At 39.9% G+C, this 1,434-nt stretch carries 3 protein-coding genes; all 3 read right to left on the bottom strand.

Going from position 1 to position 1,434, the window contains the following annotated elements; genetic code table 11:
• Nucleotides 1-198 (bottom strand): ISAs1 family transposase (locus A31E_RS14830; RefSeq protein ID WP_016248707.1); only part of this gene is annotated, 198 nt, incomplete at its 3' end.
• A gap of 233 nt (nucleotides 199-431) precedes the next feature.
• On the bottom strand, nucleotides 432-773 hold the full coding sequence (locus A31E_RS14825; RefSeq protein WP_016248708.1) for a hypothetical protein: 342 nt from the start codon (nucleotides 771-773) through the stop codon (nucleotides 432-434).
• Nucleotides 774-775: 2 nt separating this feature from the next.
• Nucleotides 776-1,434: RHS repeat-associated core domain-containing protein (locus A31E_RS26415; protein ID WP_016248709.1), on the bottom strand; the 659-nt coding region annotated here is incomplete at its 5' end.

Consider the following 1,434-nt stretch of genomic DNA (forward strand, 5'->3'; position numbering starts at 1 on the left):
ATTTTCAAATTCACCATATTGCTTCAAAAAATCGAGATGTGTTTCCCCGAAATCCTCTATATCTTCCCAACCTTCTGCACCAGAAATAACGGCACAAATAGTCAGCAGTAGAATATCAGATAATTTATGTTCCACTTTCCAGGCTTGTCTGTAATCGGGGATAATAGAAATATGTTCCATCAATTTTTTAAGTTCCATTTTGTTCTCCTTAATTATGCAAGGAGTATTTGATCATGTATAAGCAATGAAAAACAGCTTTAGGTAATAAGGGATATCTCAATTATTGAACATTTAGTGCGAATTGTTTAGTACAAAAAAACAGCGTTACGTGATCTTTCCCTGGGATGCGGGACGGGATGTTTAGTGTGCTGAAAGATAATTAAATAAAAAAGCCGGGAAGTTTAATTTCTTACCCGGCTTTTGAGTGAACGTTATTGACTCACTGGATATCTATCTAAATAACCCTGGCTTGATGGATATTTTGTAAAAAATGAAATTTTGTCCCCATCAATAATTTCAATATCAAAAATCATAGAGCCACTTTCTTTTAAACCAATGTTATATGAATACAACTTTTCCTCTACTTCATCCAAAAGAGATATTGCCATCTCATCAATAATTCCATTGCGCTCTTCAATAAGGAAAATTATTTCTTCTGGAAAATAAGATTCTATAATAACACCTTCATAATAGTAGTCGAACTTATCAACCCTGTTATATTCTATAAGAGCATATTTCTCATTCTCTCTAAATGAAATGATATAGTCTTTCATCCTTATCCTCCACACCCTCTGAAAGTACCAGATAGTTTCCCTTTGTTGGCATTAAAACCATCAACACCCTCTGGATGAATTAATCTTGCATGATTTTCCCCCAACTTACCTCCTGACGGATCGTGAATAACATCAAATCCAATTTTTCTGAGGTCCGCTGCACTGACCTCCCCAACACTTGTCGCGGGTCTTTTAGGAAATGCTGCATTCCATATTCTGATGGCGTCGTCAGCACTATTAGCTCTGATAACAGATACTCCTGGAGGATTTAACTTCCCTTTATTAATAGCGTCTATTTCACGAGGATTGAAATCAAACCCATAAGAACCGTCGGTACTAATTCTATAAACTTTAGTTGCATCAGGAAGAGGAGCACCTTTTTCAAGGGGTGTGCCTGTTAATCCTAGCGGGTCGATCCATGACAGCGGATTCGGCGCATACGCATACAGGTTTAACCCACCCGCCAGCCCTATCGGATCCGTTACTATGAACCGCCCGACATCCGGATCATAGTAACGGTGCAGATTGTAGTGCAGCCCCGTTTCCCTGTCGAGGTACTGTCCCTGGTAACGCAGGTTCTGTTCCACCCTGCCGTGGTCCTTCTCCTGTATCGTGTTACCCCAGACCTGATACCCCGTCTCCCACACGATTTTCCCGTCAC

Source organism: Escherichia sp. KTE159 (assembly GCF_000408805.1).
Classification (GTDB): Bacteria; Pseudomonadota; Gammaproteobacteria; order Enterobacterales; family Enterobacteriaceae; genus Escherichia; species Escherichia marmotae.